At 73.3% G+C, this 15,195-nt stretch carries 18 protein-coding genes; 6 read left to right on the top strand and 12 right to left on the bottom strand.

Going from position 1 to position 15,195, the window contains the following annotated elements:
• Positions 1 to 3 precede the first annotated feature (3 nt).
• From ccsB to AB1207_RS05185, 7 genes are all read right to left on the bottom strand, one after another.
• The gene (gene ccsB, locus AB1207_RS05215; protein ID WP_367636751.1) at positions 4 to 999 is read right to left on the bottom strand and encodes a c-type cytochrome biogenesis protein CcsB; all 996 of its coding nucleotides are present in this window, start codon (positions 997 to 999) and stop codon (positions 4 to 6) included.
• Entirely contained in the window at positions 996 to 2,726 is a 1,731-nt protein-coding gene (gene resB / locus AB1207_RS05210; RefSeq protein WP_367636749.1) for a cytochrome c biogenesis protein ResB, read from the bottom strand. Before resB ends, ccsB begins: the two co-directional genes overlap by 4 nt.
• A 12-nt stretch (positions 2,727 to 2,738) precedes the next feature.
• Positions 2,739 to 3,506: a cytochrome c biogenesis CcdA family protein gene (locus tag AB1207_RS05205; RefSeq protein WP_367636747.1), complete on the bottom strand. Its 768-nt coding sequence runs from the start codon at positions 3,504 to 3,506 to the stop codon at positions 2,739 to 2,741.
• Positions 3,503 to 4,126: a TlpA family protein disulfide reductase gene (locus tag AB1207_RS05200; RefSeq protein ID WP_367636746.1), complete on the bottom strand. Its 624-nt coding sequence runs from the start codon at positions 4,124 to 4,126 to the stop codon at positions 3,503 to 3,505. Before AB1207_RS05200 ends, AB1207_RS05205 begins: the two co-directional genes overlap by 4 nt.
• Complete coding sequence (locus AB1207_RS05195; protein WP_367636744.1) at positions 4,126 to 4,788, bottom strand: histidine phosphatase family protein; 663 nt, start codon at positions 4,786 to 4,788, stop codon at positions 4,126 to 4,128. Before AB1207_RS05195 ends, AB1207_RS05200 begins: the two co-directional genes overlap by 1 nt.
• Positions 4,785 to 6,143, bottom strand: coding sequence for a glutamate-1-semialdehyde 2,1-aminomutase (hemL, locus tag AB1207_RS05190; protein ID WP_367636743.1), 1,359 nt, complete (start codon positions 6,141 to 6,143; stop codon positions 4,785 to 4,787). Before hemL ends, AB1207_RS05195 begins: the two co-directional genes overlap by 4 nt.
• Positions 6,144 to 6,287: 144 nt before the next feature.
• Entirely contained in the window at positions 6,288 to 6,875 is a 588-nt protein-coding gene (locus AB1207_RS05185; RefSeq protein ID WP_367636742.1) for a hypothetical protein, read from the bottom strand.
• A gap of 138 nt (positions 6,876 to 7,013) precedes the next feature.
• Here AB1207_RS05185 and AB1207_RS05180 point away from each other — a divergent pair, with 138 nt between their 5' ends.
• The 4 genes from AB1207_RS05180 (at position 7,014) to AB1207_RS05165 (ending at position 8,567) form a co-directional block, all read left to right on the top strand.
• The gene (locus AB1207_RS05180; protein WP_367636741.1) at positions 7,014 to 7,631 is read left to right on the top strand and encodes a pyridoxamine 5'-phosphate oxidase family protein; all 618 of its coding nucleotides are present in this window, start codon (positions 7,014 to 7,016) and stop codon (positions 7,629 to 7,631) included.
• Between the two features lie 108 nt (positions 7,632 to 7,739).
• A complete protein-coding gene (locus AB1207_RS05175) occupies positions 7,740 to 8,174 on the top strand; it encodes a hypothetical protein (RefSeq protein WP_367636740.1) in 435 nt (144 codons plus the stop codon).
• Positions 8,171 to 8,401: a hypothetical protein gene (locus AB1207_RS05170; protein ID WP_367636739.1), complete on the top strand. Its 231-nt coding sequence runs from the start codon at positions 8,171 to 8,173 to the stop codon at positions 8,399 to 8,401. Before AB1207_RS05175 ends, AB1207_RS05170 begins: the two co-directional genes overlap by 4 nt.
• On the top strand, positions 8,391 to 8,567 hold the full coding sequence (locus AB1207_RS05165; protein WP_367636738.1) for a hypothetical protein: 177 nt from the start codon (positions 8,391 to 8,393) through the stop codon (positions 8,565 to 8,567). Before AB1207_RS05170 ends, AB1207_RS05165 begins: the two co-directional genes overlap by 11 nt.
• 6 nt (positions 8,568 to 8,573) lie before the next feature.
• On the opposite strand, the gene AB1207_RS05160 is transcribed toward AB1207_RS05165, so the two are convergent.
• On the bottom strand, positions 8,574 to 9,023 hold the full coding sequence (locus AB1207_RS05160) for a VOC family protein (protein ID WP_367636736.1): 450 nt from the start codon (positions 9,021 to 9,023) through the stop codon (positions 8,574 to 8,576).
• Entirely contained in the window at positions 9,017 to 9,460 is a 444-nt protein-coding gene (locus AB1207_RS05155) for a helix-turn-helix transcriptional regulator (protein WP_367636735.1), read from the bottom strand. The genes AB1207_RS05160 and AB1207_RS05155 overlap by 7 nt, the downstream gene beginning before the upstream one ends.
• 62 nt (positions 9,461 to 9,522) lie before the next feature.
• Here AB1207_RS05155 and AB1207_RS05150 point away from each other — a divergent pair, with 62 nt between their 5' ends.
• Positions 9,523 to 10,572 (top strand): metallophosphoesterase family protein, encoded by a 1,050-nt coding sequence (locus AB1207_RS05150; RefSeq protein WP_367636733.1) that lies wholly within the window; start codon positions 9,523 to 9,525, stop codon positions 10,570 to 10,572.
• On the opposite strand, the gene AB1207_RS05145 is transcribed toward AB1207_RS05150, so the two are convergent.
• Positions 10,569 to 11,729, bottom strand: coding sequence for an aldose epimerase family protein (locus AB1207_RS05145; protein WP_367636731.1), 1,161 nt, complete (start codon positions 11,727 to 11,729; stop codon positions 10,569 to 10,571). The two genes, AB1207_RS05150 and AB1207_RS05145, sit on opposite strands and share 4 nt — an antisense overlap.
• A gap of 64 nt (positions 11,730 to 11,793) precedes the next feature.
• On the opposite strand from AB1207_RS05145, the gene AB1207_RS05140 reads away from it, so the two are divergent.
• Positions 11,794 to 12,339 (top strand): DUF6308 family protein, encoded by a 546-nt coding sequence (locus tag AB1207_RS05140; protein ID WP_367636730.1) that lies wholly within the window; start codon positions 11,794 to 11,796, stop codon positions 12,337 to 12,339.
• A gap of 46 nt (positions 12,340 to 12,385) precedes the next feature.
• Here AB1207_RS05140 and hemB read toward each other — a convergent pair whose 3' ends face one another.
• Together hemB and AB1207_RS05130 are read right to left on the bottom strand one after the other, a co-directional pair.
• Entirely contained in the window at positions 12,386 to 13,363 is a 978-nt protein-coding gene (gene hemB, locus AB1207_RS05135) for a porphobilinogen synthase (protein ID WP_367636729.1), read from the bottom strand.
• A 38-nt stretch (positions 13,364 to 13,401) separates the two neighbouring features.
• Positions 13,402 to 15,195: a bifunctional uroporphyrinogen-III C-methyltransferase/uroporphyrinogen-III synthase gene (locus AB1207_RS05130; RefSeq protein WP_367636931.1), complete on the bottom strand. Its 1,794-nt coding sequence runs from the start codon at positions 15,193 to 15,195 to the stop codon at positions 13,402 to 13,404.

Raw genomic sequence — 15,195 nt, 5'->3', positions numbered from 1 at the left:
GCGTCAGACCCCCGCGTAGGAGTGCAGGCCGGGGAAGAAGATGTTCACGACCAGGTAGTTGAAGAGCATGCAGGCGAAGCCCAGCACCGACAGCCAGGCCGCGCGCTTGCCGTCCCAGCCGCGCGTGGCGCGAGCGTGCAGGTAGGCGGCGTAGACGACCCAGATGACGAACGTCCACACCTCCTTGGAGTCCCAGTTCCAGTAGCGGTTCCAGGCCACCTGCGCCCACACGGCGCCGGCGATGAGGGTGAACGTCCACATGACGAAGGCGACGGCGTTGAGGCGGAACGCGGTGCGCTCCAGCTCGACCGAACCGGGCAGGGCGTCCATGAAGACCCCGCCGGGGCGACCACCGGCGGCGCGGCTCGCGTCGCGCTTCTGCTGCACGAGCTGCAGCACCGTCGCGGAGAACCCGAGGGTCGACAGCGCCGTGGCCAAGATCGCGACGAAGACGTGGATGATCAGCCAGTAGCTGTCCAGGGCCGGGACGAGCTGGGCCGCCTCGACGTAGAAGCTGCGCAGCGCGATGCCGAGCGTCGCGAGCACCGGCGCGGCGACGAACGTGCCGAGGTAGCGCGCGTCGCGCCCCCCACCGAGACCGGCCTTGTGGGCCCGCAGGACCGCGACGAGGTACCCGACGGCCACGACGCACGAGCCCGTGAGCGCGAACTCGAACATGTTGCCCCACGGCACGCGGTGCACCGACAGCCCACGCGTCACGACGGCGCCCAGGTGCAGCAGCGTCGCGACGACGAACAGCGACGTGCCGACGGCAGCGGCGCGACGACGGCGGGGCGCCGCGGGCCGTTCCAGGGTCGCCGTCGTGCCGCCGGAGGCGGCCTGCTGGGCGACCGCGGCACGACGCGCCTCGCGCGACTTGATCTCCTTGGCGCCCTCGGCCAGGTCGCTCGCGTAGGCGATGAAGGAGAACAGGTACGCGGTCATCCCGCCGTACAGCAGGACGTTGCTGGTGCTCGCGATGCTCTCGTCGACGGTCACGGTCTCTCCTCGGGAACGTGCACTGACTGCTCATGGTCCCCCACCGCGGGGGGTGGTGGCGAACCACCGGGATCGGGCTCCGGCTCGGCGTCCGTCTCGCCCAGGGACTCGCGCAGGCGGCGCAGGACGCCCTCGACCTCCTCGGCCAGGCCCGCGTCGTTCCCGCGGGCCAGCCCACCGACCTGCACGACGGTGCCGGCTCCACCGGCAGCGGCGGCCGCCTTGACCCACACGCGGCGGCGGGGCAGGAACAGCGACAGGACCAGACCGGTCGTGGCGAGCAACGCGAAGACGAGCGCCGCCGTCTGGCCGGGGGTGTAGCGCACGTCGAAGCTGGCGAAGCGCTCGATGCCGGCGAACTCCACCGAGCCGAGCCCGTTCGGCAGCTGGACGGTGTCGCCAGGCTTCATGGTCAGGGCGAAGGCCTGACCGTCCGTGCCCTGGACCTGGGTCATGCGCGAGGTGTCGAGCGTGTAGACGTTCTGGGCCACGCCGTCGCCGAGGCCGAGGTCGCCGGTCCACACGCGCGCGACGAGCAGGGGGCTGGCGGTGTCGGGGAACGCGGAGATCGGCTCACCGGCCGCGTTGGTCGTCGCCGTCGGCAGGAACACGCCCTGGATCCCCAGCTGGACGGGCTTGCCGTCCGCGTCGACGGCGTCGGGCACCTTGACCACGCCGGTGGAGTCGTAGTTCGACGTCTGCGGCAGGAACGGCGTCGCCCCGTCCTGCACGACGTTCCCCTGGCCGTCGCGCACGACGACGACCGGCGCGTAGCCGTTCCCGGACAGCGAGATCTGGGTGTGCCCGACCTTGCCCGGGTGGTTGACCTTGATGGTCTCCCGCCGCGGCGTGTCCCCCGGCTCGTCGGTCAGCTCGACCGACGCCGCGAACCGGCGGGGTTCACCGATCTGGGACGTCTGCTGAGCCTCGAAGGCCACGTCCATCGAGTCCAGCTTCAGCGTGAACGGCGGGACGTCGTCGATGGTCGACCAGGTGCCGCCGGAGAAGCTGTCGAGCTGGGTGCCGACCATCGTGCCGCCGGTCGTGACGATCCTCTGACCCGCGTAGGAGAACAGCGAGCTGGAGGCGATGGCGATGAGCAGGCCCACGAGGGAGAGGTGGAAGAGCAGGTTGCCGCTCTCACGGTGGTGGCCCTTCTCCGCCGCGACCGAGCCGTCACGCCGCTCGACGCGGAAGTGCCGCTTGGCCAGCACCGTGCGGGCGACCTCGAGGACCTCCGCCGGCGGGGTCGCGAGCGTCGCCTCGCGGTGCTCGGGCAGCCGGTCCAGCCGGGCCGGAGTGCGCGGGGGCTTGGAGCGCAGCGACCGCCAGTGCACCGAGACGCGCGGGAGCACGCAGCCGATGAGGGAGATGAACAGCAGCAGGTAGATCGCCGAGAACCAGACCGACGAGTAGACGTGGAACCCCTGCAACCGCTCCACCCACGGCCCGGCCGTGGGGTGGTCGTCGATCCACGTCGCGACGCCCGAGGGGTCGTTGTTCTCCTGCGGGAACGTCGAACCGGGGACCGCGGCGACGGCGAGCAGCATGAGCAGGAACAGCGCGGTGCGCATGCTCGTCAGCTGCCGCCAGCAGTACCGCAGGAACTCCAGCGGCTTCATCTCCGAGGCGAGCTCGCGCTGGGGTCTGCGGCCACCCTCGCGGCCGGCCTCGTCGCGGTAGGCGTCGCGGAGGTCGTCGAGGTGCGTCTCGTCGGTGCGGGCCATCAGAGCATCACGTCAGATCACCGGTTGGAAGTTGGAGACGAGGTGGACCTGCAGCCAGCTCACGAGGGTCTGGAACTGCCCGGTCACGAGCAGGAGACCGATGGCGATGAGCAGCAGCGCACCGAAGCGGTCGAGCGCGACCCGGTGCCGGCGGAGCACGCCGAGCACCTTCATGCCGCGTCCGTAGGCGAGGGCGACGAGGATGAACGGGATGCCCAGGCCGAGGCAGTACACCAGGCCGAGCGCGGTGGCCCGCGACCCGTTGCCCGTCGTGAAGGCCATCGCCGAGATCGCCGCGAAGATCGGCCCGATGCACGGCGTCCAGCCGAGGCCGAAGAGGAACCCGAGCACGGGGGCGCCGACCAACCCGGCGCGGGGTCGCCAGCGCACCTTCAGCTCGCGCTGCGCCCACAGGGGCGAGAACAGCATCAGCAGGCCCCCGGCCAGGACGACGCCGCCCAGGACCCGCTGCAGCACGCGCTGGTGGTCCAGGAGCAGGTCCCCCGCGGCGCCCGCCGTGAAGCTGATGAGCACGAACACGACCGAGAAGCCGAGGACGAAGAGCAGAGCGCCCAGGAACATCCGACCGCGCCGTTGCTGCTCCAGCCCTCCCCCGGACAGCCCCGTCACGTAGGCGAGGAACCCGGGAACCAGCGGCAGCACGCAGGGCGACAGGAACGACACGAGCCCCGCGAGCGCCGCCAAGGGCACGGCCAGCAGCAGCGGTCCGCTCTGGACGTACTGCGGCAGGGTCGTGGCCGTCGCCAGCGCGGACGTCATGCGGGGGCGCTCGTCGGGGTGGCAGAGGGGGCGGCGGCCGGGGTGGCGCCGGCGTCGTCGAGCATCCCCGACAGGTCGAGGCGGCGGACGATCCCGGAGGCGCGCGCGGCGACACGACCCTCGGTGTCCAGCACGAGGGTGGTGGGCGTCGCCTGCGGGGAGTAGGTCCGCAGCGCCAGCATCGCGGCACCGGAGTCCTTGTCCAGGACCGAGGGAAAGGTGATCCCGAAGCTCTTCTGGAACGACTCGGCGATGGCCGCGGTGTCGTCGGTGTTGATGCCGAGGAACTGCACGTTGCGGCCGGAGTACTCCTGCCACACGGCCTCGAGGTCGGGCGCCTCCTTGCGGCACGGGGAGCAGCCCGCGAACCACGTGTTGAGGACGACGACCTTGCCGCGGTACTGCGCGAGGTCGACGGTGGACCCGTCGACGGCGGTGCCGGTGAACTCGACGGGTTCGCGCCGCTCCTCCGGCTTCCACTGCACGATGGTGCCGTCGCCTTCGATGTAGTTGCTGCCCTGCGACTGCGGCAGTCCGTCGCCACCGCCGCACCCGGCCACGACGAGGGTCGAGACCGCCGACAAGGCGGCGACCCCGAACGCCCTGCGCGACAGCGCCATCAGGCCCCCGGAACCGGGTCGGCGCCGATCAGCAGGTCGGCGGCGGGTTCGGTGTACGCGACGGAGACCAGCGTGCGGCCGGAGAACTCCAGCGAGGTGACCGAGGCGAGCGCGCACTGCCGCCGGCGCGGGTCGTGCACGAGCGGGCGGCCCTCGGCGCGCAGGCGGGTGACCCAGACGGGGAGCTGGTGGCTGACCAGCACCGACTCCCGTCCCGGGAACGCGTCGCGGACGTCGCGCACCACGGCGGACATGCGCGCGACCTGCTGCTCGTACGGTTCACCCCAGCTGGGCTGGAAGGGGTTCCACAGCCGCGGCCACACGCGTGGGTCGCGGATCGAGCCGGAACCGTCGGTGACGCGGCGGCCCTCGAAGCTGTTGCCCGCCTCGATGAGCCGGGCGTCCGTGCCGAGGTCGAGGTCGTGGCTGCGCGCGACCGGCGTCGCGGTCTCCTGCGCACGCTGCAGCGGCGACGCCGTCACCGAGGCGATGTCGTGGTCGGCGAAGAACTCCCCGAGGCGGGTCGCCATCCGCTGCCCGCGGTCGGACAACCGGAAACCGGGCAGCCGGCCGTAGAGCACACGCTCGGGGTTGAACACCTCGCCGTGCCGGACGAGGTGGACCGTCGTGCGCGTCGTCCCCGTCGTGATCGTCCCGCTCACAGCGACCCGCCCCCCTGGGCCGCGGCGCGCGCGGCGGCCGGCAACGCGTCCAGGATCCGGCCGATCGCGTCCTCGTCGTGGCTGGCCGACAGGAACCACGCCTCGAAGGCACTGGGCGGCAGGTGGACGCCGGCGTCGAGCATGGTGTGGAAGAACGCCCGGAAGGCGCCGAGGTCCTGCTGGCGGGCCTCGTCGTAGTTCGTCACCGCGTCCAGCTCGGTGAAGAAGACGCTGAACATCGAGCCCGCGGTGTTGACGACGTGCGGGACACCCGCCTCCGTCAGGGCCGCGCTCGCGGCGTCGCGCACGGTGGCGGCGTTCGCGTCGACCGCGGCGTAGACCTCCGGGGTCGTGCCGCGCAGCGTGGCGAGGCCGGCGGCGGTCGCGATCGGGTTCCCCGACAGCGTGCCCGCCTGGTAGACGGGACCGGCCGGAGCGAGGTGCGCCATGACGTCGGCGCGCCCGCCGAAGGCCGCAGCCGGGAAGCCACCGCCCATGACCTTGCCGAAGGTCAGCAGGTCGGGGGCGTGGTCCAGCCCGAGGCCCTCGTAGCCGTACCAGCCCGCGGAGCTCACGCGGAACCCCGTCATCACCTCGTCGGAGACCAGCAGGGCACCGTGCTCCCGCGTCAGCCGTCGCAGCAGCGCGGTGAACCCGGGCTGCGGGCGGACGACGCCCATGTTCCCCGCGGCGGCCTCGGTGATGACGCAGGCGATGCGGTCACCGTGCTCGCGGAAGACGGCCTCGAGGGCGTCGGGGTCGTTGTAGGGGACGACGAGGGTGTCGGCCGCGGCCGCTCCCGTGACGCCGGGGGTGTCCGGCAGCGCGAACGTCGCCAGGCCCGAACCGGCCGAGGCCAGCAGGGCGTCGACGTGCCCGTGGTAGTGCCCGGCGAACTTCACGACGACGGGGCGGCCCGTGAAGCCGCGGGCGAGACGGATGGCGCTCATGGTCGCCTCGGTGCCGGAGCTCACGAGGCGCACCTGCTCGACCGGCTCGACCCGGGAGACGATCTCCTCGGCCAGCAGCACCTCGCGCTCGGTCGGGGTGCCGTAGGAGAACCCGTCGAGCACGGCGGCCTGCACGGCGGCGAGGACGTCGGGGTGCGCGTGCCCCAGGATCATCGGACCCCACGAGCAGAGCAGGTCGACGTACCGGCGACCGTCCACGTCCGTCAGCCAGGGCCCACGCGCGGAGGCGACGAAGCGCGGCGTGCCGCCCACGGCCCGGAAGGCGCGGACGGGCGAGTTCACCCCACCGGGGATGACCGCAGCCGCGCGCTCGAAGAGGGCGGCCGAGGCAGCGGCGGGATCGGAGCCGGAGGAGGTCGTCGGGGCAGGCGTCGACGCGGTCACGGGCCCCAGTGTCGCAAGCTTCCGTGGGTGCGAGCGCCCCAGGGGCGTCTACGACGGCGTGTCGGAGGTCGAGCGTGACGCACTTCACGTCGCGCGCCCCCCTTCACCCGGTCGGCCCACACCGGGCCCGCACCGAGCGGTCCCTCAGGTCCACCACAGGTACCAGCCCGTCCGCCCCGTCCGCCGGCAGGTGCGGGGCGCGATGACCTGCGGCCCGGCACCGGCGTCCTCCAGGCCGAAGGAGGCCTGCACCGACGACCAGAAGGCTCGGCACTCGCACCCCGTCTCCGAGCACGGGCCGTCCTCGTCGAGCAGGCGGAACTCGTCGAGCTCGGGGTGGTCGTAGACGACGATCCCCTCGGCGGCGATCCGCTCGTCCGGTCGGCAGGGCGGGACGAGGTAGCCGTGGACCTCGACCTCCCGCGGGTGCCCGACGGCCGCGACGAGCACCGACCCCAGGCTCGGGGCCGCGTTCTGCTTGTCCCGCAGGTGTCCCGCCGGCACGCGGTGCAGCAGCGCGGCGGCCGCGGTCCACGGCAGGTCCCGGTAGCGGGCGACGTCGCCCGGGTGGGCGGGCCGTCCGAGCACGTAGGGCTCCACGACGTCGAGGAGCTCGGCGGTCCAGCTGGGACGGCCGTCGGCGAGGCGGCGCCAGCACTGCTCGAGGGTCTCGCGGGACCGGGGGCCTCCCGGGCCGGTCGGGGCGGGGGCGGGCGTGGTGTCGAGGCTCATGGAGCGACCCTGCGCCGGTACCGACCCCGGCGGCAGCGGGCGCCGGGCCGGTGTGGACGACACGCCGTCGCCGCGGACCTGGGGGTCCCGGGACGACACGGGCGCCCTCCGTCCACAGGCAGGGAGCACACTCGGGGTGTGCGCGAGATCACGGACGAGGACGAGCTGCGGCGGCTCGTGGGCGACCCGGCACCGCAGGCGCTGGCCAAGGAGCGCGACCACCTGCACGAGCTGGACCGGGCGTGGCTCGCGGCCTCCCCGTTCTGCCTGCTGGCGACGTCCGCCCCGGACGGGACCTGCGACGTCTCCCCCCGCGGCGACCCGCCCGGGTTCGTCCAGGTGCTCGACGACCGGACGGTCGCGCTGCCCGAACGGCCGGGGAACCGCCGCGTCGACGGACTGCGGAACGTGCTGGGCAACCCGCACGTGGGTCTGCTCAGCCTGCTGCCCGGCCGCGGCGACAGCCTGCGCATCAACGGGCGCGCCCGGCTCGTGACGGACGCCCCGTTCTTCGACCGCATGGTGGTCAAGGGCCACCGCCCGCTGCTCGCGGTGGTCGTCGAGGTCGAGCAGGTCTTCTCCCACTGCTCCAAGGCGTTCCTGCGCTCGCAGCTGTGGGACCCCGCGACCTGGACGCCCGAGGCCGCCCCGCCCCGGGCGCAGCTGGCGAAGGCCCTGGAGCGTCCCGAGACGCCGTTGGAGGAGCTGGAGCGCTACTACGGACCGAGTTACGCCGACGGGCTCTACCGCACCTGACACCCGTGGCGAACGGGACCGGGTCCCGGAGGTCGCGTACGGGTCCGCACCGCCGCCCGTGCTGCGACGCTCGACGGACCACCGGGACAGGGACGCAGGAGGAGGACCGTGGACGAGACCGCCGGGTGCTTCGAGGAGGGTCGCTGCCGCAGCGCAGGTCGGGCCACCCTGGCCGGGGCCGGGTTCGGAGCGGTCGGCGGTGCGGTCGCCGGGTTCCTCGCCCTCCTGGGCGACGCCGACCTGCACCTCAGCGCCGCGCTCTTCTCCGGCGGCACGTTCGGAGCCCTCGTCGGCGCCGTCCTCGGGACGGTGGCCGGGACCGTCGGCGGGTGCCTGGCGGCGCGTCTGGCCGCGGGCGGCCGCGACCGCACGGCCCGGACGACGCTCGCCGTCGTGGCCGGGGTCCTGACCGCGCTGACGGCGCTCGCGTTCCTGACCGTCGAGGTGCCGGCGGTCGGGCAGGCCCTCGTGGCGGGCGGGGTCGCGGCCGGACTGGCCTGGGCAGCCGCTCCCTGGTGCCTGCGACCGGCGGCGACAGCGTGACCGGCCGGGTCGGCCGCGCGCTCCGGGAGCTCGCCGTCGAACTGGGTTTCTCGCTGGCCCTCGTGCTCGCCGCCGAGGCCGTGCACCGCGGCACCGGCTGGGCCCGCCTCTGGTGCCTGTTCGGCGCGCTCGCCGTGGGGCACGGGGGTCGCGCCGTGCTGGCCCGCCGGCGCCGTCTCCGCGACGCGCAGCGCTCGACGTCGCTAGCGTCCGGCCATGTTCCGTGAACCCGGCCTCGGCGGCCTCTTCGCGCTCGGCGTCCCCCTGCTCCTCTGGGCCGTCGGCCTCGCCGTCACGGCGTACGTCGTGTACCGCGCCGTGCGGGTAGGGGTCCGGGACGGCATCCGCTCCGCGCGCGAGGACCGCGGCCCCGGGCCGGACCCCTTCCGCTGAGGCCCGTCAGCCCCAGGCGGGCGGCGAGGCCAGCGGCTGGTTGAAGCGGAGCTGGTTGCCCGAGGGGTCGCGGACCCCGAAGTCGCGGACGCCGTAGTGCTGGTCGACCGGCTCGGAGGTGATCTCGGCGCCGGCCGCGGACAACTTGTCGTGCAGCGCGTCGACGTCGTCGGTCGTGAAGACGAGCCGGGACATCAGGCCCTTGGCCAGCAGGTCCAGGGCGGCGTCGCGGTCGGACTGCGGGGCGTCCGGCCACGACTGCGGCGTCTCGAGGACGACGTGGACGTCGGGCTGGTCCGGCGGGGTCACCGTGACCCAGCGCATGCCCTCGTAGGACCAGCGCATGCCCTCGTAGGAGACGTCCTGGGTCACCGCGAACCCGAGCTGGTCGCGGTAGAAGCCCAGGGCCTCGTCGTGGTCGTGGACGGTGAGGAGGACGTTGGTGACCTTCAGCATGAGGACGACGCTAGGGCGGCGGCGCCCTCCGGCGCTTCTCCGATCCTGACCGGTCGGGACGCCCGCGCGAGGACGCAGCTGGGGATGGCGGCGGCGGCCGAGTGGTCGCGGGCGCGGTACGCGCTCGGGCTCTCCCCCACCAGCCGCGTGAAGCGTGCGCTGAACGACCCCAGCGACGAGCAGCCGACGGCGAAGCACGCCTGCGTCACCGAGACGTCACCGCGGCGCAGCAGCGCCTTGGCCCGCTCGATCCGCCGGGTCATGAGGTAGTCGTAGGGCGTCACGCCCCAGGCCGCCTTGAAGCTGCGGGAGAAGTGCCCCGGCGACATGAGCGCCTGGCGGGCCAGCACGGCGACGTCGAGCGGCTGTGCGTGGTCGCGGTCGATGCGGTCGCGGACCTGCCGCAGGCGCACCAGGTCGTCGCGGGACGGGGGCACCCGTCGAGTGTGGCCCAGCCGGTACGACTCGTCCACGACGGCAGCAGCGCTAGCGTCGAGGCGTGACCGACCGCCCCGACCTCACCTTCGCCGCGGACGGCACGTTCCGCGTCGTGCAGTTCAACGACACCCAGGACTCCCACACCCCGGACGAGCGGACGGTCCAGCTCGTCGAACGCGTCCTGGACACCGAGCTTCCCGGGTTCGTCGTCCTCAACGGCGACGTCGTGAACGGCGACATGAGGACGGCCGAGCAGGTGCGCCGGGCCTGGCACCTCGTCGTCGCGCCGGTGGAGGCGCGCGGCGTCCCCTGGGCCGTGACGTTCGGGAACCACGACGCGGACTCGGCCCCCGTGACGGGCATGACGACCGAACGCACCGCCGAGTTCCTGCGCACGTACCCGCACCACGTCGGCGGTACGGCCCAGGGTGTGAGCGGGAACTCCAACCAGGTCGTGCGCCTGCGCTCCGCACGCGGGGACGGCACCGCGTTCGCGCTGTGGCTGCTGGACTCGGGCCGCTACGGGCCGGCGACGCTGGGCGGGCAGGCCGTCGCGGAGAACCCCTACGAGACGATCCACGCCGACCAGGTCGCCTGGTACCGGCGGACGTCGGTCGAACTCCAGGGTTCCGCGCCAGAACCAGTTCCCGGGCTGATGTTCTTCCACATCCCGCTGTGGGAGTTCCGCCACCTGTGGTTCGGCTCCCCCACCGAGGCGACGGAGGAAGCGCACGCGGCCGCCGTCGCGAAGCACGGCATCGTCGGTGAGCGGAACGAGGAGGAGGCCACGGCCCCCTTCAACCCCGGCCTGTTCCACGCGGCACTGGAACGCGGCGACGTCAAGGGGATGTTCTGCGGCCACGACCACGTCAACGACTACACCGGGAACTACCACGGCATCCAGCTCGGCTACGGCCCCGGGTCGGGGTTCGGCGCGTACGGGTTGCCGGGCGAGGACGTGCACCGGCTGCGCGGGGCGCGGGTGTTCGAGCTGGCGCAGGACCACCCGGGTGTCTTCGTCAGCACCCGGGTGGTCCGCGCCGGCGACCTGGGCATCGACCTGTCGCCGGAACCCCGGCGGCTGCCCGACGTCCCGGCCGGACCGTCCTAGCGGGACAACGCGAAGACCGTCGTGGTCCGGTACTCCTGGCCCGGCCGCAGGACGGTCGAGGGGAAGTCGGGTTCGTTCGGGGAGTCCGGGAAGTGCTGGGTCTCCAGGGCCAGGCCGTCGCCCTGGCGGTAGGTGCCGCCGCCGCTCCCGACGAGGGTTCCGTCGAGGAAGTTGCCCGAGTAGAACTGCAGACCCGGTTCGGTGGTCGAGATGCGCAGGGTTCGGCCGCTGCGCGGGTCGTGCAGGACGGCGACCTCCTCCAGTCCGGCCTCGCTCCCCCGGTCCAGGACCCAGTTGTGGTCGTACCCCTTGGCGAACAGCAACTGCTGGAACGGCTGCCGGATCCGGGCCGCGATGCGGGTCGGCTGTCGGAAGTCCAGCGGGGTGCCGGCGACGGGGGCGAGTTCCCCGATCGGGATGAGCGTGCTGTCGACCGGCGTGTAGCGGTCGGCGTGGATCGTCAGTTCGTGGTCGAGGACGCTGCCGGTCCCTTCCCCGGCGAGGTTCCAGTAGGTGTGGTTCGTGAGGTTCACGACCGTCGCCGCGTCCGTCGTCGCGCAGTAGTCCAGGGTCAGCTGCCCGAACCGGTCGAGGGTGTAGGTCACCTCGACGTGCAGGTTGCCCGGGAAACCCTGGTCGCCGTCCGGGCTGTCCAGGGCCAGCCGGACCCCGACCTTCCCCTGCTCGGTGACGGGGGTCGCCTCCCACAGGCGCTTGTCGAAGGAGTCGGTCCCGCCGTGCAAGGTGTTCGTGCCGTCGTTGAGGGGCAACTGGTGCTCGACGCCGTCGAGCGTGAACTTCCCGCCCGCGATGCGGTTGCCGTACCGGCCGATGAGCGCGCCGAAGTACGGGCCGGGGTTGTTGCCCGCGAGGTAGCCCTCGAGGTCGGAGAACCCGAGCACGACGTTGCGGACCCGGCCGCGCTGGTCGGGGAACTCCAGGCTCTGCAGGATGCCGCCGTAGGTGATGACGCGGGCGGTCACCTCGCCGTTGGTGAGAGTCCAGCGCTCGACGGACCGGCCGTCGGGCAGCGTGCCCCAGTGCTGGGTGGACAGGTCGGGTTCGGCGGCGAGCGCCGGCGTGGCCGTGGCACCGACGAGGGCCGCGGCGCCGGTGGCGGCCAGGACGACGGCTCGTCGGGATGGGGTGAAGGTCATGCGGACTGCTCCTCCTCGAGCTCCGGTGTGGCCCCTGCGCTCTGTGGGGCGCCTGAGACGGTAGGTGCGGCTGGTGGCCTGCGTCAACGACCTCGTGGGAGCGCTCTCACTTCGAGCACGCTGCGACTGGAGGGCGAGGTGGGATCGCGTTGCACACCATCTGGCGCAGGTACCTCGCGAGGTCGCCATCACCGATGCTGACGCCGCCGTGCACCTGGGCGAGGACCGGCCGCTGTGGCGGGCGTGGGACCTGCTCGTGGCTCAGCGAGGCATCGAGTGGGTCACGGCCGCCAAGCTCCTGGCCCGCAAGCGTCCCGCGTTGGTCCCGGTCTACGACCGCGTGGTGCGGTGCGCTTTCAGTCACCCACCACGGCTCTGGGCCTGGTTGGTCGGCCACTTCGCCGACGCGGAGTCCGACCTGGCGGGGCGGCTGGCGAGAGCCCGCTCGGAGGCGGGCGTGGACGACCGGGTCAGCGTGCTGCGCGTCCTCGACGTCGTCGTCTGGATGCGCCCCACCCCCGACACGACGCCGGGAGCTGCCCCGGCGTGGCGCCCCTCGAGGGCTGACGTGCGGCACCGCCGTCCCGGGGCACTCACGATGCAAGGTTGAGGGGCCAAACCTCCACGGACGAGCCGTCGATGAAAGGATCCGGCCGTCACAGCCACTCGCGCGCGGCCTCCAGCGCCCAGTAGCTCAGCACGATCTGCGCCCCACCCCGCCGCAAGGCGAGCAGCGACTCCAGCGCGACGCGCTCCCGGTCGATCGCGCCGGCCTGCGCGGCGAACTCGACCATCGCGTACTCCCCCGACACCTGGTAGCTCGCGACGGGCACGTCGGCGACGTCGGCCACCGCGCGCAGCACGTCGAGGTAGGGCAGACCGGGCTTGACCATGACCATGTCGGCGCCCTCGTCGAGGTCGAGCCGCACCTCGCGCAGCGCCTCGGAGACGTTCGCGGCCGGGTCCTGCTGGTAGGTGCGCCGGTCGCCCTTGAGCTGGGAGTTCACGGCCTCGCGGAAGGGGCCGTAGAAGCCGCTGGCGTACTTCACGGCGTAGGCGAACAGCGCTGTGTCCTCGTACCCGCCGGAGTCCAGCACGCTGCGCAGCACCCCGATCTGGCCGTCCATCATCCCGCTGGGCCCCAGCACGTGGGCGCCCGCGGCCGCCTGGGCCAGCGCCATCGACGCGTACCGCTCGAGGGTGGCGTCGTTGTCGACGCGGCCGCGGTCGTCGAGAACGCCGCAGTGGCCGTGGTCGGTGAACTCGTCCAGGCACAGGTCGGCCATGACGACGAGGTCGTCGCCGACGGCGTCGCGCACGTCCTTCAGCGCGACGTTGAGGATCCCGTCGGGGTCGTCGGCGCCGGACCCGGTCGCGTCGAGGCGCTCGGGGACGCCGAACAGCATGATCCCGCCGAGCCCGGCCGCCGCGGCCTCCTCGGCCGTCGCCACGAGCGACTCACGGGTGTGCTGGACGACACCCGGCAGCGTGCGGACCGGCTGGTCCTCGCTGATCCCCTCCCGCACGAAGACGGGGAGGACCAGGTCCCCCGGGTGCAGGTGCACATCCGTCACCAGCCGGCGCATCGCCGGGGTGGAGCGCAGACGGCGGGGACGGACGGGCAGCTGCACCACGGGTGGGACCTTTCCTGCGCGCCGGCGGCGCGCGGCTCTCAGCGCGCCCGGCGGCGCGCGGACGACTTCTTCTGGCTGGGCCGCAGGACGGGTTCGCCCGCCTCCACGGCGCTCGCCCGCAACCCCTGGCCGTAGCCCGCGAGCGCCTCGACGAGCGCGTCGGCGCTCGGTTCGGCGGCGAGGACGTCGACCCGCAGGCCGTGCTCCTCGGCGGTCTTGGCCGTGGCCGGGCCGATGCACGCGACGACCGTCGAGGGGTGCGGCTTGCCCGCGATCCCGACGAGGTTGCGCACGGTCGAGCTCGACGTGAAGACGACCGCGTCGAACGCACCCGTCTTGATGGCGTCGCGCACGGGCGCGGCAGGCGGGGCGGCGCGCACGGTCCGGTAGGCCGTGACGTCGTCGACCTCCCAGCCGTTCTCCTGCAGACCCGCCACGAGGGTGTCGGTGGCGATGTCGGCGCGCGGCAGGAAGACCCGGTTGATGGGGTCGAGCACGTCGTCGTAGGGCGGCCACGCCTCCAGCAGCCCGGCGGCCGACTGCTCGGCCTCGGGCAGGAGGTCCGGCTCGATCCCCCACTCGCGCAGGGCGTCCGCGGTGACCCCGCCGACGGCGGCGACCTTGAGGCCGGAGAAGGCGCGGGCGTCGAGGCCGTACTCGGTGAACTTCTCCCGCACGGCGCGGACGGCGTTGACCGAGGTGAACCCGATCCACTCGTAGCGGCCGGTCACGAGGCCCTTGACGGCCTTCTCCATCTGCTGCGGCGTGCGCGGCGGCTCGACGGAGATGGTCGGGACGACCTCGGCGGTGGCGCCGTGGTCGGACAGGCGCGTCGTGATGCCGCCGGCCTGCTCCTTGGTGCGCGGGACGAGGACGCGCCAGCCGAACAGGGGCTTCGTCTCGTACCAGCTGTTCTGCTCGCGCAGCGCGACGACGTCGCCGACGACGGCGGTCGTGGGCGAGCCGTCGATGACCGTCGCGGCGGCCTCGAGCGTGCCGAGGGTCGCGGTGGTCGTCGTCTGCGTCGTCGTGGTGCCGTGCGAGGTGAGCGCGACGGGCGTGGCCGGGGAACGGCCGGCCGCGAGCAGTCCGCGGGCGGCGGCGGCGATGTCGTCCCCGGTGCCGAGGACCACGACGGTGGCGTCGGCGTCGGCGTGCCGGGACCAGTCGAGGGTCCGGCCCGCGGGGTGCACGACGTTGACGCTCGACGTCGACGGCGTGGTCATGGGGACGCCGGCGTAGGCGGGCACGGCGTTGACGGCCGAGACGCCGGGGACGACGTCGAAGCCGACCCCGGACTTGCGGCAGGCCGCCACCTCGTCGACGAGGCCGGTGAACGTCGAGGGGTCGCCGTCCATGAGGCGCACGACACGGCCGCCGGCCTTGGCGGCCCGCACGACGAGCTTGGCGCGCGCCGCGCGGGTCAGGGGCTGGCCGTCCTCACCGAAGCCGGCGTCGAGGACCTCGACGCCGGTGCGGCCGAAGCGGGCCACGAGGTCCTCACGGCTGGCCTGGTCGAGCACGACGACGTCGGCGGTGCGCAGCAGGTCGACGGCGCGCACGGTGAGCAGACCCGGGTCGCCCGGGCCGGCACCGACGAAGGAGACGTGCCCGAGTTCCTTCTCGGCCTTCGCGGCGCGGTCCTTGTCGCCGGCCTTGTCCTTGCGGACCGAGCCCTTCGACGACGTCCTCTTCGTCCGGGGCTGCGCGGGCACCTCGTCGCGGCTCTTCTTCGCGTCGACCACCTCGGTCAGGACGCTCACCTCGGGGGCCACCGCCACCTCGACGACCGGCACCTGCTCCGGGTCGGCGACGAGGGGGCTGTTCGTCAT

Origin of the sequence: Kineococcus endophyticus, from assembly GCF_040796495.1 — a bacterium.
GTDB classification, from domain to species: Bacteria; Actinomycetota; Actinomycetes; order Actinomycetales; family Kineococcaceae; genus Kineococcus; species Kineococcus endophyticus.
Note: the sequence above shows the minus strand (reverse complement) of the source record. Positions and strands in the feature narration are given on the sequence as shown.

Excerpts from the sequence above, each read along its gene's own strand:
- resB (WP_367636749.1), bottom strand. The coding sequence starts at position 2,726 with ATGGCCCGCACCGACGAGACGCACCTCGACGACCTCCGCGACGCCTAC.
- AB1207_RS05205 (WP_367636747.1), bottom strand. The coding sequence starts at position 3,506 with ATGACGTCCGCGCTGGCGACGGCCACGACCCTGCCGCAGTACGTCCAG.
- AB1207_RS05200 (WP_367636746.1), bottom strand. The coding sequence starts at position 4,126 with ATGGCGCTGTCGCGCAGGGCGTTCGGGGTCGCCGCCTTGTCGGCGGTC.
- AB1207_RS05185 (WP_367636742.1), bottom strand. The coding sequence starts at position 6,875 with ATGAGCCTCGACACCACGCCCGCCCCCGCCCCGACCGGCCCGGGAGGC.
- AB1207_RS05165 (WP_367636738.1), top strand. The coding sequence starts at position 8,391 with ATGTTCCGTGAACCCGGCCTCGGCGGCCTCTTCGCGCTCGGCGTCCCC.
- AB1207_RS05160 (WP_367636736.1), bottom strand. The coding sequence starts at position 9,023 with ATGCTGAAGGTCACCAACGTCCTCCTCACCGTCCACGACCACGACGAG.
- AB1207_RS05145 (WP_367636731.1), bottom strand. The coding sequence starts at position 11,729 with ATGACCTTCACCCCATCCCGACGAGCCGTCGTCCTGGCCGCCACCGGC.
- AB1207_RS05130 (WP_367636931.1), bottom strand. The coding sequence starts at position 15,195 with ATGACGAACAGCCCCCTCGTCGCCGACCCGGAGCAGGTGCCGGTCGTC.